Origin of the sequence: Kribbella speibonae (genome assembly GCF_004331375.1) — a bacterium.
Lineage (GTDB): Bacteria > Actinomycetota > Actinomycetes > Propionibacteriales > Kribbellaceae > Kribbella > Kribbella sindirgiensis.
In genome coordinates, this window is record NZ_SJKC01000003.1 from 756895 (window position 1) to 783312 (window position 26418).

General features: G+C 68.9%; 25 protein-coding genes. 17 read left to right on the forward strand and 8 right to left on the reverse strand.

What is annotated here, in order from left to right; translation table 11 throughout:
- The 4 genes from E0H92_RS24935 to E0H92_RS24950 all read left to right on the forward strand — a co-directional run bounded on the left by E0H92_RS24935 (position 1) and on the right by E0H92_RS24950 (position 5175).
- The gene (locus E0H92_RS24935) at positions 1 to 1500 is read left to right on the forward strand and encodes an ABC transporter substrate-binding protein (protein ID WP_131459899.1); all 1500 of its coding nucleotides are present in this window, start codon (positions 1 to 3) and stop codon (positions 1498 to 1500) included.
- 102 nt (positions 1501 to 1602) lie between these two features.
- Positions 1603 to 3138, forward strand: a complete 1536-nt coding sequence (locus E0H92_RS24940) for a sugar ABC transporter ATP-binding protein (protein WP_131459897.1) — start codon at positions 1603 to 1605, stop codon at positions 3136 to 3138.
- On the forward strand, positions 3135 to 4154 hold the full coding sequence (locus tag E0H92_RS24945; protein WP_131497892.1) for an ABC transporter permease: 1020 nt from the start codon (positions 3135 to 3137) through the stop codon (positions 4152 to 4154). Before E0H92_RS24940 ends, E0H92_RS24945 begins: the two co-directional genes overlap by 4 nt.
- Before the next feature lie 13 nt (positions 4155 to 4167).
- The gene (locus E0H92_RS24950) at positions 4168 to 5175 is read left to right on the forward strand and encodes a substrate-binding domain-containing protein (protein WP_131459893.1); all 1008 of its coding nucleotides are present in this window, start codon (positions 4168 to 4170) and stop codon (positions 5173 to 5175) included.
- On the opposite strand, the gene E0H92_RS24955 is transcribed toward E0H92_RS24950, so the two are convergent.
- The gene (locus E0H92_RS24955) at positions 5148 to 6164 is read right to left on the reverse strand and encodes a LacI family DNA-binding transcriptional regulator (RefSeq protein WP_131497893.1); all 1017 of its coding nucleotides are present in this window, start codon (positions 6162 to 6164) and stop codon (positions 5148 to 5150) included. The two genes, E0H92_RS24950 and E0H92_RS24955, sit on opposite strands and share 28 nt — an antisense overlap.
- Before the next feature lie 118 nt (positions 6165 to 6282).
- On the opposite strand from E0H92_RS24955, the gene E0H92_RS24960 reads away from it, so the two are divergent.
- Genes E0H92_RS24960 through E0H92_RS24970 form a run of 3 tightly spaced genes read left to right on the forward strand, consistent with a single transcriptional unit; the run spans position 6283 to position 8664 of the window.
- Positions 6283 to 7713 carry an NAD-dependent malic enzyme gene (locus E0H92_RS24960; RefSeq protein WP_131459889.1) on the forward strand — a complete coding sequence of 477 codons (1431 nt, stop codon included), beginning with the start codon at positions 6283 to 6285 and terminating at the stop codon, positions 7711 to 7713.
- On the forward strand, positions 7710 to 8099 hold the full coding sequence (locus E0H92_RS24965) for a VanZ family protein (RefSeq protein WP_238173583.1): 390 nt from the start codon (positions 7710 to 7712) through the stop codon (positions 8097 to 8099). The genes E0H92_RS24960 and E0H92_RS24965 overlap by 4 nt, the downstream gene beginning before the upstream one ends.
- A gap of 7 nt (positions 8100 to 8106) precedes the next feature.
- The gene (locus E0H92_RS24970; RefSeq protein ID WP_131459888.1) at positions 8107 to 8664 is read left to right on the forward strand and encodes a YqgE/AlgH family protein; all 558 of its coding nucleotides are present in this window, start codon (positions 8107 to 8109) and stop codon (positions 8662 to 8664) included.
- 18 nt (positions 8665 to 8682) lie between these two features.
- Here E0H92_RS24970 and E0H92_RS24975 read toward each other — a convergent pair whose 3' ends face one another.
- A complete protein-coding gene (locus E0H92_RS24975) occupies positions 8683 to 8955 on the reverse strand; it encodes a DUF3039 domain-containing protein (RefSeq protein WP_131459886.1) in 273 nt (90 codons plus the stop codon).
- Between the two features lie 121 nt (positions 8956 to 9076).
- Between E0H92_RS24975 and E0H92_RS24980 the strand changes: the two genes are divergently transcribed.
- The 3 genes from E0H92_RS24980 to E0H92_RS24990 all read left to right on the forward strand — a co-directional run bounded on the left by E0H92_RS24980 (position 9077) and on the right by E0H92_RS24990 (position 15013).
- On the forward strand, positions 9077 to 9649 hold the full coding sequence (locus E0H92_RS24980; RefSeq protein ID WP_131497894.1) for a Uma2 family endonuclease: 573 nt from the start codon (positions 9077 to 9079) through the stop codon (positions 9647 to 9649).
- 58 nt (positions 9650 to 9707) lie between these two features.
- Positions 9708 to 11498, forward strand: coding sequence for a DEAD/DEAH box helicase (locus tag E0H92_RS24985; RefSeq protein ID WP_131497895.1), 1791 nt, complete (start codon positions 9708 to 9710; stop codon positions 11496 to 11498).
- 185 nt (positions 11499 to 11683) lie between these two features.
- Complete coding sequence (locus E0H92_RS24990) at positions 11684 to 15013, forward strand: CARDB domain-containing protein (RefSeq protein ID WP_131497896.1); 3330 nt, start codon at positions 11684 to 11686, stop codon at positions 15011 to 15013.
- 50 nt (positions 15014 to 15063) lie between these two features.
- Here the strand turns inward: E0H92_RS24990 and E0H92_RS24995 are convergent, their stop codons facing one another.
- Entirely contained in the window at positions 15064 to 15810 is a 747-nt protein-coding gene (locus tag E0H92_RS24995) for a glycoside hydrolase family 16 protein (protein WP_131497897.1), read from the reverse strand.
- A 47-nt stretch (positions 15811 to 15857) separates the two neighbouring features.
- Positions 15858 to 16700: a helix-turn-helix transcriptional regulator gene (locus tag E0H92_RS25000; RefSeq protein WP_131497898.1), complete on the reverse strand. Its 843-nt coding sequence runs from the start codon at positions 16698 to 16700 to the stop codon at positions 15858 to 15860.
- A gap of 101 nt (positions 16701 to 16801) precedes the next feature.
- On the opposite strand from E0H92_RS25000, the gene E0H92_RS25005 reads away from it, so the two are divergent.
- Positions 16802 to 17524 carry an SDR family NAD(P)-dependent oxidoreductase gene (locus tag E0H92_RS25005; protein ID WP_131497899.1) on the forward strand — a complete coding sequence of 241 codons (723 nt, stop codon included), beginning with the start codon at positions 16802 to 16804 and terminating at the stop codon, positions 17522 to 17524.
- Between the two features lie 102 nt (positions 17525 to 17626).
- On the opposite strand, the gene E0H92_RS25010 is transcribed toward E0H92_RS25005, so the two are convergent.
- Together E0H92_RS25010 and E0H92_RS25015 are read right to left on the reverse strand one after the other, a co-directional pair.
- Positions 17627 to 18175 carry an NUDIX hydrolase family protein gene (locus tag E0H92_RS25010; protein WP_202873798.1) on the reverse strand — a complete coding sequence of 183 codons (549 nt, stop codon included), beginning with the start codon at positions 18173 to 18175 and terminating at the stop codon, positions 17627 to 17629.
- Between the two features lie 15 nt (positions 18176 to 18190).
- Positions 18191 to 18832 carry a helix-turn-helix domain-containing protein gene (locus E0H92_RS25015; RefSeq protein WP_131459871.1) on the reverse strand — a complete coding sequence of 214 codons (642 nt, stop codon included), beginning with the start codon at positions 18830 to 18832 and terminating at the stop codon, positions 18191 to 18193.
- 119 nt (positions 18833 to 18951) lie between these two features.
- Here E0H92_RS25015 and E0H92_RS25020 point away from each other — a divergent pair, with 119 nt between their 5' ends.
- On the forward strand, positions 18952 to 19713 hold the full coding sequence (locus E0H92_RS25020; RefSeq protein WP_131459869.1) for a phytanoyl-CoA dioxygenase family protein: 762 nt from the start codon (positions 18952 to 18954) through the stop codon (positions 19711 to 19713).
- 29 nt (positions 19714 to 19742) lie between these two features.
- Positions 19743 to 20975, forward strand: a complete 1233-nt coding sequence (locus E0H92_RS25025) for an MFS transporter (protein WP_131459867.1) — start codon at positions 19743 to 19745, stop codon at positions 20973 to 20975.
- A gap of 9 nt (positions 20976 to 20984) precedes the next feature.
- Here the strand turns inward: E0H92_RS25025 and E0H92_RS25030 are convergent, their stop codons facing one another.
- Positions 20985 to 21734 (reverse strand): hypothetical protein, encoded by a 750-nt coding sequence (locus E0H92_RS25030; protein WP_238152482.1) that lies wholly within the window; start codon positions 21732 to 21734, stop codon positions 20985 to 20987.
- Positions 21735 to 21789: 55 nt separating this feature from the next.
- On the opposite strand from E0H92_RS25030, the gene E0H92_RS25035 reads away from it, so the two are divergent.
- Positions 21790 to 22434 (forward strand): IclR family transcriptional regulator, encoded by a 645-nt coding sequence (locus tag E0H92_RS25035; RefSeq protein WP_130382015.1) that lies wholly within the window; start codon positions 21790 to 21792, stop codon positions 22432 to 22434.
- Here the strand turns inward: E0H92_RS25035 and E0H92_RS25040 are convergent.
- A complete protein-coding gene (locus E0H92_RS25040; protein ID WP_130382013.1) occupies positions 22431 to 22898 on the reverse strand; it encodes an Lrp/AsnC family transcriptional regulator in 468 nt (155 codons plus the stop codon). The two genes, E0H92_RS25035 and E0H92_RS25040, sit on opposite strands and share 4 nt — an antisense overlap.
- A 148-nt stretch (positions 22899 to 23046) precedes the next feature.
- Here E0H92_RS25040 and hppD point away from each other — a divergent pair, with 148 nt between their 5' ends.
- From hppD to E0H92_RS25055, 3 genes are all read left to right on the forward strand, one after another.
- On the forward strand, positions 23047 to 24249 hold the full coding sequence (hppD, locus tag E0H92_RS25045) for a 4-hydroxyphenylpyruvate dioxygenase (RefSeq protein ID WP_131459864.1): 1203 nt from the start codon (positions 23047 to 23049) through the stop codon (positions 24247 to 24249).
- 161 nt (positions 24250 to 24410) lie between these two features.
- Positions 24411 to 24884 carry a DUF2690 domain-containing protein gene (locus tag E0H92_RS25050; protein WP_131293489.1) on the forward strand — a complete coding sequence of 158 codons (474 nt, stop codon included), beginning with the start codon at positions 24411 to 24413 and terminating at the stop codon, positions 24882 to 24884.
- A 45-nt stretch (positions 24885 to 24929) separates the two neighbouring features.
- Entirely contained in the window at positions 24930 to 26306 is a 1377-nt protein-coding gene (locus E0H92_RS25055; protein ID WP_131293490.1) for an FAD-binding oxidoreductase, read from the forward strand.
- The last annotated feature ends 112 nt before the right edge of the window (positions 26307 to 26418 follow it).

The window sequence follows — 26418 nt, forward strand, 5'->3', positions numbered from 1 at the left end:
GTGTTGAGGAAGCGATTCGTGGCGGCGCTCGCCGTCGTTACCCTGGCCGCGGCCGCCTGCTCGCCCGCCAGCGAACCGAGCAGCGGCGAGCAGATCCTGCGGTACGCCCCGGCGATGTTCCCGGTGTCGCTGGACACCCACAAGTACGCCGGTGAGGAGGCCGTGCAGACCGCGATCCAGCAGATCATGGAACCGCTGGTCCGCGTCGACGGCGGCAAGATCGTCCCGGTCCTGGCCACCGCGTGGGAGAACCCGGACCCGACCACGTGGGTGTTCAAGCTCCGCACCGGCGTGAAGTTCTCCGACGGTACGCCGTTCACCGCCAAGGACGTGGTGGCGTCGTACGAGCGGCACAAGAAGCTCGACGGCCCGCTCGTACCGCTCTACTCGACGGTGACGTCGTTCGCGGCCACCGACGACCAGACCGTGACGGTGAAGACCAGCAAGCCGCTCGGCACGTTGCTGAGCTCGCTGACGCTGCTGTTCATCGGTCCGGCGGACAAGATCAACACCGACGGGTTCTTCAACAAGCCGATCGGGACCGGGCCGTTCACGGTCAGCGCGTTCAAACCCGACGAGAAGCTCGAGCTGGCCGCGAACCCGACGTACTGGGACGGCGCCCCGAAGCTGACCAAGCTCGAGTTCGTGAACATCCCGGAGGTCGCCGGGAGGATCACCGGGCTGGAGAACGGCGAGGTCGACGTCCTGACGCAGATCCCGCCGGACCAGGTCGGCTCGGTCAAGGGCAGCGACGCGATCACGTACTCGACGACGCCGAGCTGGACGTACTACTTCGACTGGTTCAACTCCAACCGGAAACCGTTCAACGACAAGCGGGTCCGGCAGGCGATGTGGCACGCGCTCAACCTCGAAGGCACCGTGAAGGATCTCTTCGGAGACCTCGCATCGGTCGCGCAGGCGCCGCTGGCCCAGGGCGTGATCGGTGCGCCGAAGTTGTCGCCGTACGCCTATGACCCGGCGAAGGCGAAGCAGCTGCTGACCGAGGCCGGGTACCCGAACGGGTTCACCACGTCGATGCAGTGGCCGCTCGAAGGCGGGCCGAACATCCGGGCGCTGGCCCAGGCGATGATCTCCGACTGGGCGAAGATCGGCGTCACGGTCAAGCCGCTGGAGAAGGAACGCGCGCAATGGCTGGAGGACTTCGGCAAGCTCAACTGGGACATGAACCTGCAGACCAACGTGACCGGCACCGGTGACGCCGACTACACCCTGGCTCGCCTGTACGTGTGCACCGCGAAGCGCAACGGCTACTGCAACCCCGCGCTCGACAAGCTCCTCCTCGACGCCCGCTCGTCGGTCGACCAGGCGGCGCGCCCGAAGCTCTACCAGCAGGCCGGCCAGACGATCTGGGACGACGCCGTCGGAATCTTCCCCGCCGACCTCGCCTCCAACGCCGCCGTCCGATCCCGGGTGAAGGACTTCGTGATGCCTCCGAGCGGCCGCCCACTCTTCGCGAAGGTGAGCATCTCCGGCAGCTGACCCTTCGAGTGAGGTGGAAAGGCAGGTGAGGGGTTGACGGGTCGGAGGAGCGCGGTCTAGCGTCCGGGAAATCGATTACTCGCCCGGATCGCGGAGGTGCTGATGGACGACCTCGTGCGGATGAGTGCGATCGGGAAGCGGTACGGCGGGGTGCAGGCGTGTCACGAGGTGGACTTCGTGCTGGGCGCCGGGGAGGTGCACGCGCTGCTCGGTGAGAACGGCGCCGGTAAGAGCACGCTGATGAAGATCCTCTCCGGCGACGTCACCGAGTACGCGGGCAGCATCGCGATCAACGGCGCGCCGGTGCGGTTCGGCGGACCGACCGACGCGCAGGCCGCGGGGATCGCGATGATCCACCAGGAACTCGACCTCGTCCCGGGGCTGTCGGTCGCGGACAACATCTTCCTCGGCCGCGAACTCCGGACGCCGGTGCGCACGGTCGACCGCCGCCGGATGGAACGCGAGGCCCGCGAGCTCCTCGACCGCGGCGGCGTCAGCCTCGACCCGCGCCGCCCGGTCGGGGAGCTCCGCGTCGGCGAGCAGCAACTCGTCACGATCGCGAAGGCGATCTCGCTCGACGCCCGGGTCCTGATCATGGACGAGCCCACGTCCGCGCTCACCAGCTCCGAGGTCGAGCGGCTCTTCGACGTGATCCGCGAGCTCCGCACGAGCGGTGTCGGCATCGTCTACATCTCGCACCGGATGGAGGAGATCGCGAAGGTCGCCGACCGCGCGACGGTCCTCCGCAACGGCCAGATCGTCACGAGCTTCGATCCCCGCAAGCTCAGTACGGCGGAAGTCGTCGAGGCGATGGTCGGTCGCCCGGTGCAGACCATGTTCACGACCCCGGACTCCGCTACCGGTGACGAGCTGCTCCGGGTGGAGGGTCTGAGGTTGCGGGCCCGCCGTCCGCGCCCCGGCCGCCGCGACCCCGACGGCATCTCGCTGACCGTCCGCGCGGGCGAGATCGTCGGTCTCGCCGGTCTGCTCGGCGCGGGCCGCACCGAACTCCTCGAAACCCTGTACGGCGTCGCGCCCGGCGGCACCCGCACGGGCCGGATTCTCCTGCAGGGCAAGGCGATCCGGCCACGCGGGCCGCGACACGCGCTGGCCCAGGGCATCGGGTTCGTCCCGGAGGACCGGCGTACGTCGGGGCTCGTGCTCTTCCACTCGATCCTCGCCAACACGGTCGTCTCGAGTCTCCCGTCGTACGGCCGGCTCGGCGTGATCGCCCGCCGGATGGAGCGCGCCGCGTCGACCAGGATGGCCGATCGGCTGCGGCTGAAGTTCGGCCGCCTGCAGGACGAGGTCGGCACGTTGTCCGGCGGGAACCAGCAGAAGGTCGTGTTCGGGCGGATGCTGCTCACCGAGCCGAAGTTGCTGCTCCTCGACGAGCCCACACGGGGCGTCGACGTCGGCGCGAAGGCCGAGATCTACCGGTTGCTCGGTGAACTCGCGGCGCAGGGCCTCGGTGTGCTGCTGGCGTCGTCGGAGCTTCCCGAACTGGTGGGGGTCTGCGACCGCGTCGTCGTCCTGCGGGACGGCCGCGACGTCGCCTCGTTCAGTACGGCGGACTCGGGCGAAGGCGATCTGCTGGCCGCCGCTATGGGACATCTCGACGTCGAAGGAGTCCAATGACCGACGTACAGGACAGGGTGGCGGCGCCGGCGGAGAAGAGGTCCGTCGCGGCGACGTTGTTCCGGTTCCAGAGTGTGTTCGGGCTGATCGCGGTGTTCGTCGCGGCGATCATCTTCTCGCCGCGCAAGAACGGCGAGATCCTCTTCGTCAGCGCGGACAACCTGGCGAACGTGGTCCGCGCGGTGTCCGAGATCGGGATCATCGCGGTCGGTATGACGTTCGTGATCCTGATCGGCGGGATCGACCTCTCGGTCGGCGCGGTGCTCGGGCTCGCCGCGGTCGGGTCCGCCGTCCTGATGGTCGAGAACGACTGGGGCTTCCTGCCGTCGGTCGTGCTGGTGCTGGCGATCGGCCTGGTCTTCGGCGCCCTGCAGGGCGTTGCGACCGCGATGATCGGGATCCAGTCGTTCATCGTCACGCTCGCGGGTCTGCAGATAGCGCGCGGCCTGGCCCGGATCTGGTCCGGCGGGCAGGGCGTCGCGATCGCGTACGGCGACGGTCCGAAGGAAGCGCCGACGTCGTTCGCGCTGCTCGGCGAACGCACGTTCGGCGGCCTGGTCCCGATCCCGGTGATCATCTTCGCGGTGGTCGCGATCGCCGCGGTCGTGTTCCTCCGGGTCAGCGCGTTCTCCCGGCACCTGTACGCCGTCGGCGGCAACGAGAAGGCCGCGCGACTGTCCGGCGTCCCCGTGGTCCGGGTCAAGATCGCGGTGTTCGCGATCTGCGGGCTGCTCGCCTCGCTGGCCGGCATCGTGCACGCCGTCCAGCTCAACCAGGGCAGCCCGAACGACGGCATCGGCTACGAGCTCGACGCGATCGCCGCGGTGGTGATCGGCGGCACCAGCCTGGCCGGCGGCCGCGGTTCGGTCGCCGGGACCGTGGCGGGTGCGCTGCTGCTCGGCGTACTGAACAACATCCTCGCCCTGAACAACATCGACTCCAACATCCAGCTCCTGATCAAGGGACTGGTGATCGTTGCCGCCGCCGCGCTGCAGCGACTCCGCCCCACCTCGTAAGGAAGGCTTCGTCATGCGTTCTGTGAAGATTCCGTTGGCAGCAGCGGCTGTTGCGGCGCTCGTGCTGGCCGGCTGTGGAACGACCAGCGAACGGACCTCCGGTGCCGCGTCGCCGGGATCGTCCAAGTCCTGCAAGGGCGCCGACGGCAAGTACACGATCGGGATGAGCCAGGCGAACGTCGCCGAGCCGTACCGGCAGCGGATGGACGACGACATCAAGGCGGCGGCCAAGGACGTGCCGCAGTTCGACGTGAAGTTCGCGGACGCGGCGCAGGACAACGCCAAGCAGGTCGCGGACGTGGAGAACTACATCACCCAGCAGATCGACCTGCTGATCATCAGCCCGAACGAGGCGAAGCCGCTGACCGCGGTGGTGAAGAAGGCCTACGACAAGGGCATCCCGGTGATCGTGCTGGACCGGAAGGTCGAGGGCGACGCGTACACCGGGTTCATCGGCGGCGACAACGTGCAGATCGGCCGCGAGGCGGGCAAGTACATCGCCGAGAAGCTGCTGCCTTCCGGCGGGAACGTCGTGGAGCTCAAGGGGCTGGCCGGCGCGACGCCGCAGGCCGAGCGGCACGAGGGGTTCCTCGAGGGGATCAAGGGCAACCCGAAGGTCAAGGTGATCGCGGCCGCGAGCGGTGACTGGCTGCGGGAGAAGGGGCAGTCGCAGATGGACGCCCTGCTGAAGGCGAACCCGAAGATCGACGTCGTGTACTCGCACAACGACCCGATGGCCGAGGGCGCGTACCTGGCGGCGAAGGCGGTCGGCCGCGAGAAGGAGATGAAGTTCACCGGCATCGACGCGCTGCCGATCCCGTCCGGCGGCATCAAGGCCGTCGAGCAGGGGCGCCTGTCCGCGACCTTCACCTACCCGACGAACGGCAAGGAAGCGATCGCCGCCGCCAAGAAGATCCTGGTCGACTGCGGCACCATCGAGAAGTCGCAGATCCTCCCGACCCGGCTGATCGACGCATCCAACGCCGCCAAGATCTATGCCGAGGAGAACCCCACCGGCTGACGGTGGGAGCTGGCGCGGGGGATGAGACGGGCGCCGAGAGTGGTCGCGGTTGGCGGGCGGGTGGGGTCGGCGATGCGGGCGAGGAGGAGGCGGGCGGCGACGGTGCCGAGCTCGTACGCCGGTTGCGCGACGACCGTCAGCGGCGGGTCGACGAGGGCGGCCCATGGGGCGTCGTCGAACGTGACGAGGCCGACGTCCCGCCCGGCCCGCACACCGCGCTCCTGCAGGGCCTGCAGCACACCGACCGCCATCGCGCTGTTCGCGATCAGCAGCGCGTCGGGCGGCTCGGCCTGCGACAACAGATCGAGCGCCGCGCGGTGCGCGCCGGCCGACTTGTACTCGGTGCGCCGGACGAGCTTCGGCGTGCTGCGGCGGCGCGCGGCCTTCAAGGCGTCCCGATAGCCGGCCAGCCGGTCGTCCGCGGTCCGAACACCCACGGGGCCGGTGATGCAGCCGACCCGTTCGTAGCCCTGGGCAACCAGGTGAGCGGTCGCCTCGCGGGCGGCGAGCCGGGTGTCGACCAGGACGACATCACTGTCCTGTCCCGGCAGCGGCCGGTCCACCGCGACGTACGCCGTACCGCGCGCCGCCAGCTTCGCGACCGTGGACGCCGGCCCGCTCGGGGACAGGATGACCCCCGCGACCCGTTCCTGGATGGCGATGTCGACGTACCGGCGCTCCTTCTCCGCGCTCTCGTCGGAGTTGCACAGCACGACGGAGTACCCGACCTCGTGCGCCACGTCCTCGACCCCGCGCGCGATCGCGGTGAAGAACGGGTTCTCCACGTCGGAGATGATCAGCGCCACCACCGCGGCCTCCTGGCGGCGCAGGTTCCGCGCCGGGCCGTTCGGCTGGTACCCGAGCTCTTCGGCCGCCTGCCGGACCCGCGCGGCGAGGTCCGGATCGACCGTCGGCTTCCCGTTCAGCGCCCGCGACACGGTCGCCGTCGACACCCCGGCGCGCGCGGCCACGTCGCTGACAGTCGGCACTCTGGCTCCCTTCCTGACGGAACAGTAACCGGCCCAGTAATGGATTACCCAGAGGTCTGTCGTGCACTTTACTTACGGAACCTCCGGGCATTACCAGTGACATGAGAGGATCACCCGCGTGACTGCCTTGCCGAGTGTTTCGTACTCCATCACCGTTCGCCTCGAGGTGCCCGCGGGCGGCTCGACGGTGAGCAAGCTGACGACCGCGGTCGAGCAGGCCGGCGGTCTGGTCACCGCGCTCGACGTGACCGCGTCCGGCCACGAGCGGCTGCGGATCGACGTCACCTGCGCCGCGGCCGACACCGAGCACGCCGGCCGCCTGGTCGAGGCGATGCGCGCCGTACCGGGCGTCGAGATCGGCCGGGTCTCGGACCGGACCTTCCTGATGCACCTCGGCGGCAAGATCTCGATGGAGGCCAAGCACCCGATCCGCAACCGTGACGACCTGTCGATGATCTACACGCCCGGTGTCGCGCGGGTCTGCCTGGCGATCGCGGCGAACCCCGACGACGCGCGCCGGCTGACGATCAAGCGCAACAGCGTCGCGGTCGTCACCGACGGTTCCGCCGTCCTGGGGCTGGGCAACATCGGCCCGAAGGCCGCGCTGCCGGTGATGGAGGGCAAGGCCGCGCTGTTCAAGCGGTTCGCCGGGATCGACGCCTGGCCGCTGTGCCTGGACACCCAGGACCCGGACGAGATCGTCTCGATCGTGAAGGCGATCGCGCCGGGCTTCGCCGGGATCAACCTGGAGGACATCTCCGCGCCGCGCTGCTTCGAGATCGAGGCCCGGCTGCGCGAGGAGCTCGACATCCCGGTCTTCCACGACGACCAGCACGGTACGGCGGTCGTCGTCCTCGGCGCGCTCTACAACGCGCTGCGCGTGGTCGGCAAGGACATCAGCGCGGTGCGGGTGGTGATGTCCGGTGCGGGCGCGGCCGGTACGGCGATCCTCAAGCTGCTGCTCGCGGCCGGGGTGAAGGACACCTGCGTCGCCGATATCGACGGCGTCATCCACACCGAGCGCGAGGGGCTGTCGCCGGAGCTGCGCTGGATCGCCGAGAACACCAACGCGGCCAAGTACAGCGGCGATCTCAAGGGCGCGCTGGCCGGGGCGGACGTGTTCATCGGCGTCTCGGCGCCGAACGTCATCACCGGCGCGGATGTTGCCACCATGAACGACGACGCGATCGTGTTCGCGCTGGCCAACCCGACGCCGGAGGTCGACCCGGCCGAGGCCGGCGAGCACGCGGCCGTGGTCGCGACCGGGCGCAGCGACTTCCCGAACCAGATCAACAACGTGCTGGTCTTCCCGGGGGTCTTCCGTGGTCTGCTCGACGCGCAGTCGTCCAAGGTGTCGATCGAGATGGAGCTCGCGGCCGCGAAGGCGCTGGCCGGTGTCGTCACCGACGAGGAGCTGAACGCGACGTACATCGTGCCGAGCGTCTTCCACCCCGAGGTGCACACGCGGGTCGCGCACGCGGTCCGCGACGCGGCCGGCGGCAAGGCGCCCGCGCACGAGAACTTCCCGGACGACGCCCCGGCGCTGTGACTGGCACGGTTTTGGAAGGCACCGGCTCGCGGGTGCGGGTCTGGTTCTGGCGGGTCGCCTTTGTCGCGGCGGTGGCGTTGCAGCTGTACGGCGTCTACGCGCCGCGCGAGGCGGGTCCGCACGTCGGGATCCCGCAGATCGACAAGATCGCGCACTGCTTCCTGTTCGCCGCGGTCGCGTTCACCGGGCTGAAGGTCGGCGTACCGGTGCGCTGGTTGCTCGGGGCACTGGTCGCGAACGCGGTGGTCAGCGAACTGGTGCAGCACTGGCTGCTGCCGCAGCGCGACGGCGATCCGTTCGACGCGCTCGCCGACCTGGCCGGGGTCGCGCTCGGCGCCTGGCTGGCCAGGTACGGACGGGGCCGGGTGCCCCGTCGTACGCCATGATGGGGGTATGACGGTCTCGACCCTGACCGGTTCGCTGCTGGTGGCCACGCCGTTGCTCGACGAGCCGCCCTTCCGCCGGTCGGTGATCCTGCTGCTGGATCACGACGACGACGGCGCGCTCGGGGTGGTGGTGAACCGCGCCGCGGACCTGTCCGTGGGGCAGGTGCTGCCGAACTGGTCGTCCGCGGTCGACGAGCCCGGGGTGCTGTTCATGGGCGGCCCGGTCGGCACCGACAGCGCGCTCGCGGTCGCCGAGGTGGCCGAGTCGACGGACCCGCCCGGCTGGCGCGAGTGCTTCGGGCGGATCGGTCTGGTCGACCTCGACGTACCGCCCGCGCTGCTGGAGGGCGCGATCACCCGGATGCGGATCTTCGCCGGGTACGCCGGCTGGTCCAGCGGCCAGCTCGAGGGCGAGATCGCCGAGGGCGCCTGGTACGTCGTCGAGTCGGTGCCGGAAGACGTGTTCGGCCACGACCCGGACACCCTGTGGCGCCGGGTCCTCCGCCGCCAGAACGACCAAATGGCCTACCTGGCAACCTACCCGGACGACCCGACCCAGAACTAGACCGGAATTACGGGGCGGCTACTCGTCGCCGCCCTCGCCGTCGTCACCCGGGTTGAGGGAGTCCCAGATCTCCTTGCACTCCGGGCAGACCGGGAAACGCTGCGGGTCACGGCTCGGGACCCACACCTTGCCGCACAGCGCGACCACCGGCGTGCCCATCACCATCGCCTCGGTCAGCTTGTCCTTCGGCACGTAGTGCGAGAACCGCTCGTGATCACCCGGCTCCGCCGGCGACGTCTGGGTCCGCTCGTCGACAACCGTCTCCGCACCGGGGGTCAGCTGAGTACTCATACCCCCGAGTGTAGGACGCATCACCAGCAGACCCGGAACTTTTCCACACCCCAGGGATTCCCGGGGAATCCAGGGGCAGATCCCGGCACCTTCTCCGACATGACCGACCGAAGGAGGCACTATGAGTGCTGTGGACAGCATCCCGGACTCACCCGACGTGTTCAGCCGACCTGCAACGCCGCTGACCCGCGCCGATCTCGACCGGATGCCCGATGACGGGTACCGGCACGAGCTCATCGACGGAGCCCTGCTCGTGACCCCGAGCCCGTCGTTCAACCATCAGGACGCGGCTATCAGTCTCCTCATCCATCTGAGGCAGGCGTGCCCGCCGGAGCTCTACGTCATGGCGGCGCCGTTCGACATGGTGCTGGCAGACGACACGGTGATGATTCCCGACATCCTGGTTGCCCGCAGGGACTCCTTCACCAGGCGTGACCTTCCCGGGCCGCCGTTGCTGGCGGTCGAGGTGTTGTCACCGAGCACGCGGCGCTTCGACGTGATGGTCAAGTTCTCGCGGCTGGAGGCAGCCGGGTGTCAGGCGTACTGGGTGGTCGATCCCGACACGCCGAGTTTGATTGCCTGGGAACTGCAGGACGGGGCATATGTGCAGGTCGCGAAGGTCACCGGTGCGGAATCGGCGCGGTTGACGAGTCCGTACGACGTGACCGTGGTGCCCGCCGATCTGATCTCGTAACCGATCTCGGGTAACCTTCCTGCCCGGCACACTGTCGACTTCGGGGGAGTAGCTGTCTGTGGATTCGCACGTGCCGGCCAACCCTGCTGTCCTGCCACCGGCCTATCCGGACCGGGCGGCGTGGGGTACCGCGAGCAAGCTGCGAGCCTGGCAGGCGGAGGCTCTCCAGCTCTACCTGGACAGCAACCCGCGGGACTTCCTGGCGGTGGCGACACCGGGCGCCGGTAAGACGACGTTCGCGCTGACCGTGGCCGCCGAGCTGCTGCACCGGCGGCAGATCGAGCGGATCACCGTGGTCACGCCGACCGAGCACCTCAAGGTGCAATGGGCCGAGGCGGCCGACCGGGCCGGGATCGCGCTCGACCCCGCGTTCGCCGGGCGCCGCGGGAAGACGAACAAGGACTACACGGGCGTCGCGGTGACGTACGCCGGGATCGCGGTGAACCCGCTGGCGTTCCGGGTCCGGACCGAGCGGTTCAAGACCCTGGTGATCCTGGACGAGGTGCACCACGGCGGTGACGCGCTCAGCTGGGGTGACGGCGTCCGCGAGGCGTTCGAGCCCGCCGCCCGCCGCCTCTGCCTGACCGGTACGCCGTTCCGCAGCGACGACAACCCGATCCCGTTCGTGACGTACGAAGAGGGCCACGACGGGGTCGCCCGGAGCAAGGCCGACTACACGTACGGGTACGGGCACGCGCTGCGCGACCACGTCGTCCGCCCGGTGATCTTCATGTCGTACTCGGGTGAGATGCGCTGGCGGACCAAGGCCGGTGACGAGGTCGCCGCGCGGCTGGGCGAGCCGCTCACCAAGGACCTGACCGCCCAGGCGCTGCGGACCGCGCTGGACCCGGCCGGCGAGTGGATGGGCGCGGTGCTGGCGGCCGCGGACAAGCGGCTGACCGAGGTACGGCGGCACATGCCGGACGCCGGCGCACTGGTGATCTCGGGTGACCAGAACACCGCCCGCGCGTACGCGAAGACGCTGCGCGAGCTGACCGGCGAGTCGCCGACCGTCGTGCTGTCGGACGAGAAGGCGGCCAGCAAGAAGATCCAGAAGTTCTCCGAGGACGAGTCCCGGTGGATGGTCGCCGTACGGATGGTGTCCGAGGGTGTCGACGTACCGCGGCTGGCGGTGGGTGTGTACGCGACGCCGACGTCGACGCCGTTGTTCTTCGCGCAGGCGGTGGGGCGGTTCGTGCGGGCCCGGAAGCGGGGTGAGACGGCGTCGGTGTTCGTGCCGTCGGTGACCCGGCTGCTCGGGTTCGCGGCCGAGATGGAGGTCGAGCGGGACCACGTCCTCGGGCGGAAGAACAGCAACGAGGACGGCGACATCTTCGCGCTCGAGGACGACCTGCTGAAGCAGGCGAACCAGGCCGAGGGGGCGAGCGACGAGCTCGAGGGGAACTTCGAGGCGCTCGGGTCGGACGCGAGTTTCGACCGGGTGGTGTTCGACGGCGGCGACTACGGGACCGGCGGCGACAACGCGACCGACGAGGAACTGGACTTCCTCGGGCTGCCGGGTCTGCTGGAGCCGGATCAGGTGCGGGAGTTGCTGCACAAACGGCAGCAGAAGTCGCTGGCGGCGCAGAAGAAGTCTTCACGGTCCACGAGCGACCGTGAGGATCCGACGCCGACCGAGCTGGCCACCCACGAGCAGATCGGGCTCCTGCGCCGCGAGCTGAACGGTCTGGTCGCCGCCTGGCACCACCGCACCGGCCAGCCGCACGGCGTCATCCACAACGACCTTCGCCGCAAACTCGGCGGCCCGGCCGCCGCCCACGCCTCGTCGATCCAGCTGAAGGAGCGGATCGAACTGATCCGCGACTGGGCCACCCAACGCCGCGCCTGAATCCCCGCACTCCTAACGCCCCGTCCTGGGTCTCCAGGACGGGGCGTTTCCGTCGGGGTGAGGTGTTGACGTCCTGCGAGTGGTGCTGCAAGCTTCGGATACCCGTGCTGCAAGAAATCGTCAGACTTACGCAATTTACGTAGCACGAGGAACCTCCCACCGCCCCACGATGGAGGACCCAACCGATGCACCGGAAGAATCTCTTGCGGCTCGTGCTGGCCGCCCTGCTCGTCGCCGCCGGCCTGCTGTCCGTCCCGACCGCGATGGCCGCCGACCTCACCAAGACGCTGACCGCCAGCAGCTCACTCGGCGAGTACCCGAGTACCAACGCCGGCGACGGCAACGCGAACACCTACTGGGAGAGCAGCAACAACGCCTTCCCGCAGTGGCTTCAGGCAGACCTCGGCGCCACCAAGGACGTCAACCAGGTGACGCTCAAACTCCCGTCCTCCTGGGGTCCGCGCACCCAGACCCTCACGGTCCAGGGCAGCGCGAACGGCTCCTCCTTCACCACGGTCGTCAGCAGTACGGCGTACACCTTCAGCGGCGCCAATGTCGTGACGATCAACTTCACCAACACCTCGGTGCGCTACGTCCGGCTGACCTTCACCGCGAACACCGGCTGGCCGGCCGCGCAGCTGTCGGAGTTCGAACTGGCTGGGCCTGGTGGCGGGCCGGTCGACCCTCCGACCGGTACCGATCTCGCCTCCGGCAAGCCGATCGAGGCGTCGAGTTCGGTCTTCGGTTTCGTCGCGTCGAACGCCAACGACGGCAACCTCGGCACCTACTGGGAGTCGAACGGCTTCCCGTCGACCCTGACCGTCAAGCTCGGCTCGAACGCCGACGTCAGCTCGGTCGTCGTCAAGCTCAATCCCGATCCGGTCTGGGGTGCGCGCACGCAGAGCATCGAGGTCCTGGGTCGTGAGCAGTCCGCGACCACCTTCACCTCCGCGGTCGCCCGGGCCGACTACCAGTTCGCCCCGGCGAGCCAGAACACCGTCACCATCCCGGTCACCGGCCGGTACGCCGACCTGCGCCTGCAAGTGTTCAGTAACACGGGCGCGCCCGGCGGCCAGGTCGCCGAGCTCCAGGTCCTCGGTACGGCGGCACCCAACCCCGACCTCGTGGTGACGAACGTCGACTGGTCGCCCGCCAACCCGTCCGAGTCGACGCCGATCACCCTGTCCGCGACCGTCAAGAACAACGGCTCCGCGGCCGCACCGGCCAGCAGCCTCAACTTCCTCCTCGGCGGCTCGGTGGCCGGCACGGCGAGCGTCCAAGCTCTCGCCGCCGGTGCGTCCGCCACCGTCACCGCCAACGCGGGAACCCGTGCCCAAGGCAACTACACCGTCGCGGCAGTCGCCGACCCGGCCAACACGGTCGTCGAGCAGAGCGATACCAACAACACACTCCAGGCAGCAACCCAGCTGACCGTCGCCCAAGCCCCAGGCCCCGACCTCCAGGTCACCGGCATCACCACCAACCCGGCCAACCCGGCGCCCGGCACGCAGGTCTCCTTCACGGTCGCCGTCAACAACCGCGGTACGTCGGCCTCCGCCGCCAGCACCACCAAGCTGGTCGTCGGCGCCACCACGCTCAACGGCAGCACCGCGTCGATCGCCGCCGGGGCTACCGCCAACGTGGCGATCAGCGGCACCTGGACGGCGACCAACGGCGGCGCAACCGTCACCGCCACGGCGGATGCGGGCAATACCGTTGACGAGACCAACGAAACCAACAACACCTTCACCAAGTCGATCGTGGTCGGCCGCGGCGCCGCCGTACCCTACACGTCGTACGAGGCCGAAGCCGGCGACTACACCGGGACCCTGCTGACCGCCGACGCGACGCGAACCTTCGGGCACACGAACTTCGCGACCGAGTCGTCCGGCCGTTCGTCGGTCCGGCTGAACTCGAGCGGCCAGTACGTCGAGTTCACCTCGACCGTGCCGACCAACTCGGTCGTGGTCCGCAACTCGATCCCGGACTCCGCCGACGGGCAGGGGCTGCAGGCAACGATCAGCCTGTACGTCAACGGAACCTTCAAGCAGAAACTCACACTGTCGTCCCGCAACAGCTGGCTGTACGGCAACAGCGACGGGCCTGAGGCACTCACCAACACGCCTGGCGGCGACGCGCGTCGGCTCTTCGACGAGTCGCACGCCCTGCTCGGCCAGTCGTACCCGTCCGGTACCAAGTTCCGGTTGCAGCGCGACTCCGGCGACACGGCGTCGTACTACATCATCGATCTGGTCGACCTCGAGCAGGTCGCGCCGGCGCTGTCCCAGCCGGCCGGGTGTACGTCGATCACGCAGTACGGCGCTGTGCCGAACGACGGGATCGATGACGCGGACGCGATCCAGCGGGCCGTGACGGACGACCAGAACGGCGTCATCAGCTGCGTCTGGATCCCGGAAGGGCAGTGGCGGCAGGAGAAGAAGATCCTCACCGACGACCCGCAGAACCGCGGGCAGTACAACCAGGTCGGGATCAGCAACGCCACGATCCGCGGCGCCGGGATGTGGTACTCGCAGCTGTACTCGACGATCGAGCCCCAGAACGCCGGCGGCATCAACCACCCGCATGAGGGCAATTTCGGGTTCGACATCGACAAGAATGTGCAGCTGTCGGACATCGCGATCTTCGGGTCCGGCCGGATCCGCGGCGGTGACGGGAACGCCGAGGGTGGGGTAGGGCTGAACGGCCGGTTCGGGACCGGTACGAAGATCAGCAACGTCTGGATCGAGCACGCGAACGTCGGAGTCTGGGTCGGCCGCGACTACGACAACATCCCCGAGCTGTGGGGCCCGGCCGACGGGCTCGAGTTCAGCGGGATGCGGATCCGGGACACCTACGCCGACGGCATCAACTTCTCGAACGGCACACGGAACTCGAAGGTGTTCAACTCGTCCTTCCGGACCACCGGCGACGACGCGCTCGCGGTCTGGGCGAACAAGTACGTCAAGGACCAGTCGGTCGACATCGGCCACGACAACACGTTCACCAACAACACGGTCCAGCTGCCCTGGCGGGCGAACGGCATCGCGATCTACGGCGGGTACGGCAACAAGATCGAGAACAACCTGATCTACGACACGATGAACTACCCCGGCATCATGCTCGCCACCGACCACGACCCGCTGCCGTTCTCCGGTACGACGCTGATCGCGAACAACGCGCTCTACCGCTGCGGCGGGGTGTTCTGGAACGAGGACCAGGAGTTCGGGGCGATCACGCTGTTCCCGTCGAACCTCCCGATCCCCGGCGTGACCATCCGGGACACCGAGATCCACGACTCGACGTACGACGGGATCCAGTTCAAGACCGGCGGCGGCGAGATGCCGAACGTTGCCCTGACCAACGTCCGGATCGACAAGTCGAACAACGGCTCGGGCATCCTGGCGATGGGCGGCGCCCGTGGCAACGCGAACCTGTCGAACGTCACCATCACCAACTCCCGCGACGGTGACATCCTCAAGGAACCCGGCAGCACCTTCACCTTCACCGGGCAGTAGATCCCCGAGGCCCAGCACCCCGGTCCCTCAAGGGTGCTGGGCCTCAGTCTTCAGGGCCGGTACACCCGGACGTGATCGATCTGCATCGACTCGGACGTGACGGTCGGCGGGATCTTCGCGTACACGAACAGGTCGAGGATCAGGGCGTCGCCGGTGCCGGCGTACGGGCCCTGGCGGCAGATCTCCTTGCCGTCGAGGTACCAGACGGTCTCGTCCGGGCCGAGCTGCTGGGCGATCGTGTGCCAGTCGGTGGTCAGGTCGGTGGGCGACTGGTAGGTGCAGCCGCCGCCGGGGGACTGGTGGTTGGTGAGGTACAGCGCGTTGTGGTTGTCGCTGTAGAACTCGTACGTGTCCTGCTCGTTGGAGCCGTTGCCGTTCCACGTCCAGGTCGAGGGCCAGAAACCCTGGGCGGACGGGAGTTTCAGCCGCGTCTCGATGTAGTCGCCGGGCTGTACGGCGAACGACTGCGATGGCTCGTGACCGCAGGCCTGCCCGGTGGTGATGAGGGCGCCGGACCACTCGTACCCCGGTGCCGGGTTGTTCTTCCTCGCGGTCATCGTCAGCGTGCCGTCGTGCACCGACAGCGCGTCCCAGGTGTGCCACTCGAGTTGCTGGTTGCCCTTGTTTCCCAGGCACTGGTCGGCTTCCGCGTTCGAGTGGATGGCCCACTTCGTCCGGTCGATCGCCGTACCGTCGAACTCGTCCGCGAACACGAGTTGGCCCGGAGCGGCGTCCGCGGCCCGCAGAGGTACCACGAGCAAACCGAGTACAACCAGCGCCGTAAGTAACTTACGCATCAGGCAAGCCTCTCCGTCGGAAACCAACGGATCAAACAGTCGCTTGATCAGGGTCCGGTTGTCAACTCCTGCAGACCGATCACGTCCAGCAGCCGGATCGCCTGCTCGGACGCCGATCCCGGCTCGGCCGTGTAGAGCACCACGCGCTGACCGCGGTCCGGCACCACGAGCACCTCGCAGATCACGTCGATCCGCCCGACCTGGGGATGGAAGATCGTCTGGCACAGCGTCTGCTGCCGCCCGACCTCGTGCCGCGCCCAGATCTCCGCGAACTCCGGACTCCCGGCCAGCAGGTCGTCGACGAGTTGGGCGAGGGACGGGTCGTTCGGGTAGGTGCTGGTCGCCGCGCGCAGGTCGGCGGCCGCGTCGCGGGCGAACTCCCGAGTGGCCTGTTCCCCGAACAACTCAGTCTGCCGATCGGTCAGGAACCGCAGCCGCAGCAGGTTGCGTTCCCGGGGCGGCAGCGCGGAGAAGTCGGTGATCAGCGCCGCGGCCAACGGATTCCACGCGAGTACGTCGTACTTCGCGTCCAGGACGAGACCCGGTACGTCGAGCCGCGCGAGCATCCGCAGTACGCCGGTTCGTACCTCCGCCGGCGGACCGGGCGGCGGCCCGGGCTGCTCGCCCGCGAGCCGGAACAGGTGACCGCGCTCGTCGTCCGACAACCGCAGCGCGCGGGCGAGTCCGGTCAGTACCGGGCGGGACGGGCGAGGACCGCGGCCCTGCTCCAGGCGGGTGTAGTAGTCCGTCGACATGGTCGCGAGGCTCGCCACTTCCTCCCGGCGGAGCCCGGGCGTACGACGGCGCAGGCCGGCTGGGAGTCCTACGTCGGACGGCTGCAACGCTTCCCGCCGTACCCGCAGGAACTCCGCCAGCCCGTCGCGATCCATGCCTCCAGGGTCTCAGGCGGGCGCGCGGTCAGCCAGGGACCGCCGATCCCAGCCTCAGCCGACTCTGCCTGAGCCCGCTGGATCGCCGGAGGGTGGAGGGCATGAACAAGATCGCGCTCGTGACGGGCGCCAACAAGGGCATTGGCAAGGAGATCGCACGGCAGCTCGGGGAGGCCGGGTTCACGGTGCTGGCCGGGTCGCGCGACGTGCAGCGCGGCGAGCTGGCGGTGAAGGAACTGGTTGCCGAGGGCCTCGATGTGGTCGGGATCCAGCTGGAGGTGACGGACGTGGCGGCGGTCCGGGCGGCGGCCGGGCGGGTCGAGGCTGAGTACGGGCGGCTCGACGTACTGGTCAACAACGCGGCGATCATCCCCACGGGCGACGATGCGGTGTCGCGGATCGAGGCCGACGTACTGTGGTCCGCGTTCGAGACCAATGTGCTCGGGCTGGTGGGTGTGACGCAGGCGTTCCTGCCGCTGCTCCGGACGGCCGAGGCCGCGCGGATCGTGAACCTGTCGACGTCGCTGGCGTCGTTCGAGCAGGTCGGCGATCCGGAGTCGCGGATGTCGACCGTGCTGACGCTGGGCTACAACGCGTCGAAGGCGGCGGTGAACATGGTCACGGTGATGCTCGCCAACGAGCTGCGCAGCACCGGGATCCTGGTCAACGGCGCCGACCCCGGCAACTGCGCCACCGACATGGGCGGCTGGACCGCCGCCCGCACCCCCGCCCAAGGCGCAGCGGTCGCGGTCGGTCTCGCGACGCTGGGTCCCGACGGGCCGACGGGGCACGTGTACGCCGAAGAAGGTCGCCTCGCCTGGTGAGCCCGACGACCTCCCGTGGGTCCACCCACCAGATGCCGGGTTCGCCCACCGGATCCCGAACGCAAACCCAGCATCTCGTGGGCCAACCCACCTGAGTGCGGGTCAGACGATGGCGCCTGACCAGGCGAGGGCCTGCTTCAGGAGGAGGCCCCGGCCGCCTTCCATGTCGTTGAGGAGGCTCGAGGACAGTGCCTCTTCGGGGGTCAGCCAGGTAAGTTCGAGTGCGTCCTGGCGTGGGTTGCACTCGCCCGTGACCGGCACGACGTACACGAGGGCGACCGCGTGCTGGCGCGGGTCGTGCAGCGGGGTCATGCCGGGGAACGGGAAGTACTCCGCGACGGTGACCGGGACCAGCGTGGAGGGGAGCCGCGGGAACGCCGACGGGCCGAGGTCCTTCTCGATGTTGCGCTGCAGTGCGTCGCGGATCGACTCGTTGTGCAGTACGCGACCGGACACCAGCGTGCGGGTGATCTCGCCGGTCGCGGGGGAGGTCCGGAGCAGGACCCCGATGTGCTCGATCTGGCCGGAGGTGTCGACGCGCGCCGGAACGGCCTCGACGTACAGGATCGGTACCCGCGTCCGGGTCTCGGCGAGCGCGAACTCGGAGAGCCAGCCGGGGTTCGGGTCAGGCGTTTGCACAGACGACGTCATGGAGGACATCTTTGCTTACGGTCTGAAAGCAGATCGGTACTGGGATGGACTCAGTCCGAATGCTGAGCGGAATCTTCGGGTGGCGTGGCTCGGATCGTGCCAGCCGACCAGTGCGCCGATGGTCGCGACGGGCAGTTCGGTCTCGATCAGGAGGCCGGCGGCGCGCTCGGCGCGGATGCGGTTCAGGTAGGCCATCGGGGACAGTCCGACCGACTTCCCGAAGAGCCGGATCAGGTACCCGGGGGCGAGGCTGACGCGGGCCGCGAGCTGGTCGAGGGCCCAGGGTTCGGCCAGGTCGGATTCGAGGAGGCGCATCGCGTGCTGGACCGCCGGATGCGCCGGGGCTCCGAGTGATCCCGGTACGAGCGCGCCGGACAGCAACCCGAACACGTCTGGTCCGAGGTACGCGTTCCGCACCACCAGCCCCTCGCAGTCGACGTACCCGTGCCACTCACCGGGCCGCAGTACGACGACCGAGTCCGGCGCCAGCGCGACCTCGCCCGCCGCGGACACGTGCGTGCCCCGCCCGGCCACCACGACCGCGATCTCGAAGAACGCGTGGCTGTGCGACGCGACGTCCGCGACCAGTTCGATCCGCTCCCCGGCCACCGGCAACCGGGGGTCCGGGAACACCTCGCTGCTCAGCACGTTGTGCATGCAGGCCTCCAGGAGGTCAAGATCGGTCAAGTGCTGGTGAACCACCGTCTGTCCCCGGAGCGAGGCAACCGCGACGCTGGAAACACCTTCCAGGCCACCGGAATCCGAGGAGAACCCCGATGACCACGACCGACCCTACGGCACCTGCGACCGTCGACGAAGAGACCATTTCCGCCTATCGCCGCGACGGCGTCGTCCGGATCCGGAACATCATCGGCCGCGACGAGGCGGCCCGGTTCGCGGCCGCCGCTACCGAGTGGACCGCCGGCGCCGACGACCTGTTCAAGGAGTCGAAGATCTTCAACCAGTACGTCAACGTCTGGCAGCAGAACGACGTACTGCGGGAGCTCACCCTCGACCCGCGGCTCGCCGCGGCGGCGACCGCGCTGGCCGGCGTACCGCTGCGGATCTGGCACGACCAGCTGCTGATCAAGCCACCGCACAACGGCGCGGCGACCGAGTTCCACCAGGACGCGCCGTACTGGCCGCACAAGGACTCCCGTGCGTCCCTGTCCGCGTGGATCGCGCTCGTCGACGTGCCGGTGGAGCGCGGCTGTATGACGTTCATCCCGGGCTCGCACGACCATCAGAACCTGCGCCGTCAGGACCTGTCGGACCGCGACGACCTGTTCCGCGCCGCGCCGGACCTGCGCTGGGGCGAGCGCCTCACGATCCCGCTGCAGGCCGGCGACTGCACCTTCCACAACGCCTATCTCGCGCACTCCGCGACGCCGAACTTCACCGACGACCCGCGGATCGCGCACGTCAACATCTACTTCGACGCCGAGGCGACGTACACCGGCGCCGCCCACGTGGTCACCGACGGCCTCGAGCTAACGGTCGGCCAACCGCTCGACCACCCGACATTCCCGACTGTTTAATTTTTCACGTTGTGTCATAAGTTGTCGGAGTGCGTCTGCTCACCGACATCCGCCCGCTGCGTGAGTCCGCCGACTTCCGGAGGTTGTGGGTCGGCTCGACGGTGTCGCAGCTCGGGCAGCAGATGACCGCGGTGACGGTCTCGATCCAGGTGTACGCGCTGACGCACTCGACGTTCGCGGTCGGGCTGGTCGGTCTGTGCTCGCTGGTCCCGCTGATCGTCTTCGGGTTGTACGGCGGCGCGATGGCCGACGCGATCGACCGCCGTACGCTCGCTCTCGTCTCGTCGGCGGGACTGTGGCTGCTCTCGATGGTCCTGGTACTGCAGTCGCACCTCGACTGGGCACAGGTCTCCGTGCTGTACGCCGTGGTGGCCTGTCAGTCGGCATGCTTCGCGGTCAACAACCCGGCCCGGTCCGCGATCATCCCGCGGCTGATCCGGCCCGAACTGCTGCCGGCCGCGAACACGCTCAGCCAGGCCGCGTTCAACCTGGGGTTCACCGCCGGACCGCTGCTCGGTGCGGCGGTGATCGCCTGGCACGGCTTCGCGGCGGCGTACCTGGTCGACGTGATCACGTTCACCGCGGCGCTGTACGCGCTGTTCCGGCTACCACCGGTGCCACCGACCGGCGCCGTACGGCGGGCCGGGCTGCGCTCGGTGCTTGAGGGGTTCACGTTCCTGCGCGCCGCGCCGGCGTTGCTGGCGACGTTCCTCGCGGACATCCTCGCGATGGTGTTCGCCCAGCCCCGGGCGCTGTTCCCGGCCGTGGCGGGCGCGTTCTTCGGCGGCGGCGTGCGGACCGTCGGCCTGCTGCAGGCCGCGCCGGCCATCGGGGCGCTGATCGGCGTGATCTTCTCCGGGTGGGTGACCCGCGTACGCCGTCAGGGCGTGGCGATCGTGCTGGCGATCACGGCGTACGCCGCTGCCGTCGGGCTGTTCGGGCTGTCCCGGACGATCTGGCTGGGCGTCGCGCTGCTCGCCCTGTCCGGGGCGGCCGACATGGTCAGTTCGGCGTACCGGAACACGGTGCTGCAGTCCGCGGCGCCGGACGCGATGCGCGGGCGGCTGCAGGGGGTGTTCATCGTGGTCGTCGCCGGCGGGCCGCGGCTCGGTGACTTCGTCGCGGGTACGACGGCGTCGCTGACCACCCCGACCGTCGCGTTGCTCGGCGGCGCCGCGGTGTGCGTGACCGGGCTGCTGATCCTGCTGGCGCGGAACCGGCCGTTCCGGGTCTACGACTCGCAGACGCGGGCGCTCAGCTGACCTTGGTTCCTAGCCTCCGGTCGCCAGCTTCTTCACGACCGTGAACCAGGAGTCCATGTCCGGGTGGATCTCGGTCACCGGCTCGTCGTCGAGGGTCACGATCTTGCGGTCGCCGAGCGGCTTCTTCAGCTTGATCGGGGTGATCGACATGTTGCTGTCCTCCGGGCAGGGCGAGTCGGTGTCGACGACCACCATGATCTTGTCGTCGAGTTGCTGGACGCTGAGGTCCGACGCGCACTTGCCGACGGTGCCGAACAGGAGGTCCGCCTCGTCGTACTTGGGGGCGTTCTGGATCCACTTGAGGTACTTCGGCTTCTTCCCGTCCACCCGCTGGTAGTACTTCACCGGCTGCTGGGTCTTCTCGTTGGGCGGCCGCGAGCCGTCGCCGATGAAGGTGCCGTAGATCATGTCGATACACGGATCCTTGGTGTCCGGGCCGTCGATCGCCCCGAACGCGCGGGCGGCCTTGTAGCAGCCGACCGCCTCGCGGTTCAACGAGATGTTGAAGCCGATCAGCGCGACCGCGCCGACGACCATCGCGATCGCCAGCATCCGGCGGGACTTCAGCTGCTGCGGGCCGAGGATGCCGGCCGCCCGGCGGGCCTCCTCCGGGGTCGCGTCGGCCGGGACCGAGGTGGTGCGGAACAGGGCCGTGATCGTGCTCGTCCATTGCGGATTGATGATCGTCGGAACGGCATAGACCAGGATCAGGACGACGATCACGACGATGGCTGGAAGCAGCGACCAGTAATTTCGCACGGCAGCAAGATACGGGGCCATCGGGCCGCGCCCGAATAACGGATACTCTTTCTAGGTGCCCGCCGAGACCTCGCAGACGCTCGACCGGGGGCTGACCGTCCTCGAGTTGCTGGCGGACGCCCCGGACGGGCTGTCCATTACCGAGCTCGCCGCGGCGCTCGGCGTGAGTCGTACGGTCGTGTACCGGCTGGTGAACACGCTCGAGCTGCACCGGCTGGTGCGTCGTGACAGCGAGGGGCGGGCCCGGCTCGGTCTCGCCGTACTGCACTACAGCAGGCGCGTGCAGCCGACGCTGCGTGACGCCGCGCTGCCGGTCCTGCGCTCGCTCGCCGAGGACACCGGCGCGACGGCGCATCTCACGGTCGCGGACGGTGAGGAGGCGCTCGCGATCGCGGTCGTCGAGCCGAGCTGGACCGACTACCACGTCTCGTACCGGATGGGTTCGAGGCATTCGCTGGACCAAGGCGCCGCCGGCAAGGCGATCCTCGCCGGCCGCCGCAAGCCCGACCCCGCCGGCCGCCCCTTCGTCGTCACCTCCGGCGAACTCCAGGCCGGCGCCCAAGGCGTCTCCTCACCAGTCCTGGGCGTCCCCGGCGTCGAAGCCTCCATCGGCGTAGTAGTCCTGGGCAAACTCGACCGAGACTTCGTAGGCCCCCGAGTAGCCCGAGCCGCAGTAGAAGTAGCCAAACGCCTCGCCTAGCTGCTGGCGGCTTCTACCAGGGGGAGGACGCGGTGGGGGATTTGTTCGGCGAGGGCGATGACGGTGGAGGCTCGTTGGATGCCTCGGACGATGACTACCTGGTCGATGACGCGTTGGAGGTCGGCGTTCGAGCGGGCGACTATGCGGCACCAGAGGTCCTCGGCGCCGGTGATGGTGTGGACCTCGAGGACTTCGGGGATGCGGGCGAGCGCCTCGGCGACCGTGGTGTGACCTGAGCCCTGCTCGATCTGCAGCGTCGCGAACGCCGTCACCGGGTACCCGATCGCGCTCGTGTCGATGTCCGGCCCCCACCCGCGCACCACCCCGTCACGCTGCAACCGGTCCAATCGCGCCTGCACGGTCCCGCGCGCGACCCCCAGTCGGCGCGACGCCTCCAGTACGCCGACCCGCGGCTCGGCCGCGAACAACCCCAGGATCCGGGCATCCAGCGCATCGACCGTCATGGCCAACCTCTCGCGATGGTCAGACTGACCAAATAGTCCAGCAACATCTGCAGCATACTGCACAGCTTGTCCAGCGAAACAAGGAACTGTTGCGCAACCTGCCCCCACCCACCAGGCTCGGCTGCACGAAACCGACCCGGGAGGCCCCATGACCAGCACCGACCTCACGCCCGCAGAGCTCGACGCCGATCTCGACCTCGACCAGCTGAAGCAGCTCGTCGGCCTGGTGCCGTACGACGAGAGCACCGACCCGTTCCCGGTCACCGCCATGGACGCGGTGGTGTTCGTGGTCGGCAACGCCACCCAGACCGCGAAGTGGTACCAGCTCGCGTTCGGGATGGACCTGGTCGCGTACTCCGGCCCCGAGACCGGCTTCAAGGACAGCAAGTCGTACGTCCTCAAGGCCGGCTCCGCCCGGTTCGTGATCTCCGGTGGCGTCAGCCCGAAGAGCACGCTGCTCGACCACCACCGCAAGCACGGTGACGGCGTCGCCGACCTCGCCCTCGAGGTCCCGGACGTCGACAAGTGCATCGCGCACGCCCGCAAGGTCGGCGCCGTCGTCCTCGAGGAGCCGAACGACGTCTCCGACGAGCACGGCACGATCCGGCGCGCGGCGATCGCGGCGTACGGCGACACGCGGCACACCCTGATCGACCGCAGCAAGTACGACGGCCCGTACCTGCCCGGCTTCGTCGCGGCGACCACCAAGGTCACCCGCCCCGAGGGGCACCCGAAGCGGCTGTTCCAGGCCGTCGACCACGTGGTCGGCAACGTCGAGCTCGGCAAGATGGACGAGTGGGTTGCCTTCTACAACAAGGTGATGGGCTTCGTGAACATGGCGGAGTTCATCGGCGACGACATCGCCACCGACTACTCGGCGCTGATGAGCAAGGTCGTCGCCAACGGCAACCACCGGGTGAAGTTCCCGCTGAACGAGCCGGCGGTGGCGAAGAAGAAGTCGCAGATCGACGAGTTCCTGGAGTTCTACGACGGCGCCGGCGCCCAGCACATCGCGCTCGCGACCAACGACATCCTGCGCACCGTCGACATCATGCGGGCCAACGGCGTCGAGTTCCTGAACACGCCGGACTCCTACTACCAGGACCCGGAGCTGCGCGCCCGGATCGGCGAGGTGCGGGTGCCGATCGAGGAGTTGCAGTCGCGCGGCATCCTGGTCGACCGCGACGAGGACGGCTACCTGCTGCAGATCTTCACCGCGCCGATCGGCGACCGCCCGACGGTGTTCTACGAACTGATCGAGCGGCACGGCTCACTCGGCTTCGGCAAGGGCAACTTCAAGGCGCTCTTCGAGGCGATCGAGCGCGAACAAGAGCGCCGCGGCAACCTCTAGGAGCCGGTTAAGCGGGTAACCGACGCCCAGAACCTTGCCGGTAGCAACTGCATACGGCGTGTCGCCGTCCGATTACCGGAATGACTGTCCGGGCAGGCTCCGTTCGCGTAGTGTGCCTTCCTGAGTGGGCGTCGGGGCGTGCACTCAGGAAGGGTTTCGTCATGAAGACACTGGGCATTCTGCTCAGCACCGCCGGCCTGGCCGGCGTGGGCGCGTTCGCGTTGTCCGCCCTCCCGGCCGAGGCGGCCACGGCTGCCAGTTGCTCGGGCGCGAGGTCCATCGCATCGGCGCCGATGCTGCGTAACCACCAACCACCCAGCTGGGGCACGGTCCGGCTCGTCCGCGACAGCTGCTACCAGTACTGGGCCGAGATCACCATGGCGTCGCCGCTGGTGGCCAACGCGAAGGCCAACGCCTTCCTGGTGCAGTACGGCGGCGGCAACAACGGCCGGGTGCTCAGCTGCGACAGCAGCGGCGGCAACGGCGCGGTGATCCAGGGCCAGCGCACCTGCCGGACGCCGAAGGTCAAGGCGACCGCCGGCAGCATCACGTTCGCCGCGATCGGCCGCGAGTACCACAACTACGGCGGCGGCTACGAGGAGATCTCGGAGAACGTCACCAAGCGCACTCGGTGAGACAAGGGGTGCGCAGTACCGCGGAGTAGTAACTAGGCTCGCAGTATGAGTGAGGTTGTCGAGCAGCTGCGTCAGGTACTGCCGCCCGAGGCGCTGGTGACCGATCCGGACCGGATGGAGAGCTACCGGTACGACCGGGCGATGTTCTGCCCGGCCGGGGTTCCGCTCGCGGTCGTGCTGGCCCGGGAGACCGCGCACGTCCAGGCGGCGGTGCGGGTCGCGGCCGAGGCCGGCGTACCGATCGTGCCGCAGGGCGCGCGGTCCGGTCTGTCCGGCGCCGCCAACGCGCTCGACGGCTGCATCGTGATCTCGCTGGAGAAGATGGACCGGATCCTGGCGATCGAGCCCATCGACCGGTACGTCGTCACGCAGCCGGGCGTCTACAACGCGGTGCTGTCCCGCGCGGTCGGGGAGCACGGGCTGTTCTACCCGCCGGACCCGTCCAGCTGGGAGTTCTGCTCGATCGGCGGCAACCTGTCCACGAACTCGGGCGGCCTGTGCTGCGTGAAGTACGGCGTGACCACGGACTACGTGCTCGGCCTGGAGGTCGTGCTCGCCGACGGGCGGATCCTGCGGACCGGGCGGAAGACCGTGAAGGGCGTCGCCGGGTACGACCTGGCGAAACTGATCGTCGGCAGCGAGGGCACGCTCGGCATCATCACCGAGGCCACGCTGGCGTTGCGCCCGGCCGCCGCGAAGCCGAAGACGATGGCGGCGCTGTTCGGCTCCGGCGTCGAGGCCGGGAACGCGATCCTGGAGATCATCCGCAGCGGCGTCTCGCTGAGCCTGCTGGAGATCATGGACCGGACCACGATCCAGGCCGTCAACAAGTACAAGCGGATGGACCTGCCCGACGAGGCCGCCGCGATGCTGATCGCCCAGTCCGACGCGGGCGGCGAGGCGGGCGCGGCCGATGTCGCCGCGGTGGCCAAGCTGTGCCGCGACCACGGCGCGCTGGAGTGCATCGAGGCCGAGGACGACGCCGAGGGCGAGATGCTCCTCGAGGGCCGCCGGGTCGCGCTCACCGCGCTGGAGGAACTCGGTACGACGATGATCGACGACGTCGCCGTACCGCGCTCGCGGCTGGCCGAGTTCATCGGCCGGCTCGAGGACCTGTCGGCCGAGCTGGACATCACGATCGGCGTCCTCGGGCATGCCGGCGACGGCAACATGCACCCGACGGTCGTCTTCGACCAGACCGATCCGGCGCAGGCGGAGCGGGCGCAGATCGCGTTCGACCGGGTGATGGAGATCGGGCTGGAGCTCGGCGGCACGATCACCGGCGAGCACGGGGTCGGGGTGCTGAAGCGCACCTGGCTGGCGGAAGAGATCGGGCCGGTCGCCCTCGACGTGCACCGGGCGATCAAGACCGCGCTGGACCCGAAGAACCTGCTGAATCCGGGAAAGGTCGTTGCCGGGTGAGCCAAGGACCGAGGCTGTGACGGAACCGCAATAGAACTGTCGAGGCCACTCGACGTCCATGCCCGTCGAATGTGACGTCCGGCCGACACCATGGAAGTGAGGACGTGTACGA

What these genes read in the sequence shown, in the direction of transcription:
- E0H92_RS25000 (WP_131497898.1), bottom strand. Translation starts at nt 16,700, where the DNA reads ATGGATCGCGACGGGCTGGCGGAGTTCCTGCGGGTACGGCGGGAAGCG.
- E0H92_RS25055 (WP_131293490.1), top strand. Translation starts at nt 24,930, where the DNA reads ATGAGTGAGGTTGTCGAGCAGCTGCGTCAGGTACTGCCGCCCGAGGCG.
- E0H92_RS24980 (WP_131497894.1), top strand. Translation starts at nt 9,077, where the DNA reads ATGAGTGCTGTGGACAGCATCCCGGACTCACCCGACGTGTTCAGCCGA.
- E0H92_RS24950 (WP_131459893.1), top strand. Translation starts at nt 4,168, where the DNA reads ATGCGTTCTGTGAAGATTCCGTTGGCAGCAGCGGCTGTTGCGGCGCTC.
- E0H92_RS25005 (WP_131497899.1), top strand. Translation starts at nt 16,802, where the DNA reads ATGAACAAGATCGCGCTCGTGACGGGCGCCAACAAGGGCATTGGCAAG.
- E0H92_RS24970 (WP_131459888.1), top strand. Translation starts at nt 8,107, where the DNA reads ATGACGGTCTCGACCCTGACCGGTTCGCTGCTGGTGGCCACGCCGTTG.
- E0H92_RS25010 (WP_202873798.1), bottom strand. Translation starts at nt 18,175, where the DNA reads ATGACGTCGTCTGTGCAAACGCCTGACCCGAACCCCGGCTGGCTCTCC.
- E0H92_RS25020 (WP_131459869.1), top strand. Translation starts at nt 18,952, where the DNA reads ATGACCACGACCGACCCTACGGCACCTGCGACCGTCGACGAAGAGACC.
- E0H92_RS25050 (WP_131293489.1), top strand. Translation starts at nt 24,411, where the DNA reads ATGAAGACACTGGGCATTCTGCTCAGCACCGCCGGCCTGGCCGGCGTG.
- E0H92_RS25040 (WP_130382013.1), bottom strand. Translation starts at nt 22,898, where the DNA reads ATGACGGTCGATGCGCTGGATGCCCGGATCCTGGGGTTGTTCGCGGCC.
- hppD (WP_131459864.1), top strand. Translation starts at nt 23,047, where the DNA reads ATGACCAGCACCGACCTCACGCCCGCAGAGCTCGACGCCGATCTCGAC.
- E0H92_RS24945 (WP_131497892.1), top strand. Translation starts at nt 3,135, where the DNA reads ATGACCGACGTACAGGACAGGGTGGCGGCGCCGGCGGAGAAGAGGTCC.
- E0H92_RS24975 (WP_131459886.1), bottom strand. Translation starts at nt 8,955, where the DNA reads ATGAGTACTCAGCTGACCCCCGGTGCGGAGACGGTTGTCGACGAGCGG.
- E0H92_RS25015 (WP_131459871.1), bottom strand. Translation starts at nt 18,832, where the DNA reads ATGCACAACGTGCTGAGCAGCGAGGTGTTCCCGGACCCCCGGTTGCCG.
- E0H92_RS24995 (WP_131497897.1), bottom strand. Translation starts at nt 15,810, where the DNA reads ATGCGTAAGTTACTTACGGCGCTGGTTGTACTCGGTTTGCTCGTGGTA.
- E0H92_RS24990 (WP_131497896.1), top strand. Translation starts at nt 11,684, where the DNA reads ATGCACCGGAAGAATCTCTTGCGGCTCGTGCTGGCCGCCCTGCTCGTC.
- E0H92_RS24940 (WP_131459897.1), top strand. Translation starts at nt 1,603, where the DNA reads ATGGACGACCTCGTGCGGATGAGTGCGATCGGGAAGCGGTACGGCGGG.